The sequence below is a fragment of the Aeromicrobium sp. PFPM2_SD2 genome (assembly GCF_057364525.1).
This window is the reverse complement of record NZ_JBNFNZ010000462.1, coordinates 1-1,911: the sequence shown is the minus strand read 5'-3', so window position 1 is coordinate 1,911 and position 1,911 is coordinate 1. Positions and strand designations below refer to the sequence as shown.

General features: G+C 74.7%; 2 protein-coding genes and 1 pseudogene. 1 reads left to right on the top strand and 2 read right to left on the bottom strand.

Features of this window, described 5'->3' with window-relative positions; all coding sequences use genetic code 11:
* Positions 1-247 (bottom strand): hypothetical protein (locus AC2W7G_RS15090; RefSeq protein ID WP_485869161.1); only part of this gene is annotated, 247 nt, incomplete at its 3' end.
* A 131-nt stretch (positions 248-378) separates the two neighbouring features.
* On the opposite strand from AC2W7G_RS15090, the pseudogene AC2W7G_RS15085 reads away from it, so the two are divergent.
* Positions 379-964, top strand: a pseudogene (locus AC2W7G_RS15085) (Maf family protein).
* Between the two features lie 18 nt (positions 965-982).
* On the opposite strand, the gene AC2W7G_RS15080 reads toward AC2W7G_RS15085, so the two are convergent.
* Positions 983-1,720, bottom strand: coding sequence for a methyl-accepting chemotaxis protein (locus AC2W7G_RS15080; RefSeq protein ID WP_485869160.1), 738 nt, complete (start codon positions 1,718-1,720; stop codon positions 983-985).
* Positions 1,721-1,911 lie beyond the last annotated feature (191 nt).

The window sequence follows — 1,911 nt, the reverse complement described above, 5'->3', positions numbered from 1 at the left end:
CGTCCGCGACGAGGCCGGCGGCCAGGCAGAGCCCCGCGGAGGCGATGGAGCGGTGCGGCCCGTCGTGCGCGTAGCCCTCGGCGACGCGGGCCATCCACTGCACGTGGGCGAGGAGCAGCACCGCGACGACGACCTGCAGGACGGGGTCGCGGCCGGGCGAGAGCGTCACCCAGGCCTGGAGCCCGACGATCGCGACCACCGGCAGCAGGCGCACGAGCAGACGCGCCCGCGCAGGCTCGGTGCTCATCGGCGTGCGGTCCCCCGTCGTGGTGCTGGCGGTCAAGCAGCGGCCCCTGCAGGGTCCGGACCCAGTCCATCGGCAGGCCGGCCCCGAAGGTGAGCAACCTCGCCGCCCCAGGTGGCCTAGGCTGCCCAGCGATGAGACTGATCCTCGCCTCCCAGTCCCCCGCCCGCCTCGCGACGCTGCGCGCCGCCGGCCTCGACCCCGAGGTCGTCGTCTCCGGCGTCGACGAGACGCAGGTGACGAGCACCGACCCGGCCAACCTCGCCGCCGCGCTGGCCCAGCTCAAGTGCCGAGCCGTCGCGACGCGTCGAGGGCGACGCGCTCGTGGTCGGCTGCGACTCGGTGCTGGCCTTCGAGGGCGAGATCCTCGGCAAGCCGGCCGACGCCGCGGACGCCACCGCCCGCTGGCGGCGCATGCGCGGACGCTCGGGGGTGCTGCACACCGGCCACTGCGTCCGCCGCGGCGACGAGGAGTTCCTCGACTCGGCCTCCACCGTCGTGCACTTCGCCGACGTCTCCGACGCCGAGATCGACGCGTACGTCGCCACCGGCGAGCCGCTGCACGTCGCGGGGGCCTTCACCCTCGACGGCTACGGCGGCGCGTTCGTCCGCGGCATCGAGGGCGACCCGCACAACGTCGTGGGCATCTCGCTGCCGCTGCTGCGTCTGCTCGTCGCCGAGGTCGGCGTCGAGTGGACCAGCCTGTGGGCCCGCGCCTGACCGACGGCGGGACGCCCGTCAGGCCTTGAGCCGCTCCAGGAAGCTGCGCACGTGGCTGTCCAGCGAGGACGACGTGGAGCGCAGGCTCGCGTCGTCGTGACCGGCGATGCGCGCGTCGAGCGCGTCCACGCTCGCCCGGACGCCGTCGATGGAGGCCACGATGGCGTCCAGCGCCCGCGACACCGCCCCGATCGCGCCCTGGGACGAGCCGAGCTGCTCCTCCACGCGCTTGGACGCGGCGCCGGTCTCCTCGGCCAGCCGCTTGACCTCGTCGGCGACGACGGCGAAGCCCTTGCCCGCCGCGCCGGCCCGCGCCGCCTCGATCGAGGCGTTCAGCGCCAGCAGCTTCGTCTGGTCCGAGACGTTCGCGATGAGGCCCACGACCTGGCCGATGACCTGGGAGGACTCGGTGAGGTGCTCGACCGAGCCGCCCGCGCTGACCGCGTCCTGCTGCAAGGCGCTCACGTCGCGCAGCATCTCGGCGGCGGTGCGCGTCATGTCGGCCGCGGCCACGTCGACCTTCTCGGCGCTGGACAGGATCTCGCGCTCGAACTCGGCGACGTCGCTCTCGCGCTGCCGGGCGAAGGCGGCGATGGCCCGCTCGCTCGCGGCCATGGTGCGGCGCGCCTCGTTGATCGTCGTGGCGTGCACGCGGAAGGCGCCGGGCAGGCCGCGCAACAGCAGCTGGCGCTCGTGCCGTCCGGCGGTGGCGGCCGACAGCGAGGCGCTGGCCTCGCGGACGAAGCCGTCGGTCACGTCGATAATCCGGTTCACGTCGCGCCGGACGCGCTCGGTGTCGAGGCGTCGACGGCGGGGAGCGCTCGAGGGGCATCGTCGTCGACCGTGGCGAGCTGACGTTCCAGGTCCGGCGCGAGCACCTGCTCGGGGCGCGCGCCACCTGCGCGACGAGCCGAGCCTGCGCTTCGAGGTGCTCAGCAGCCTGTCCG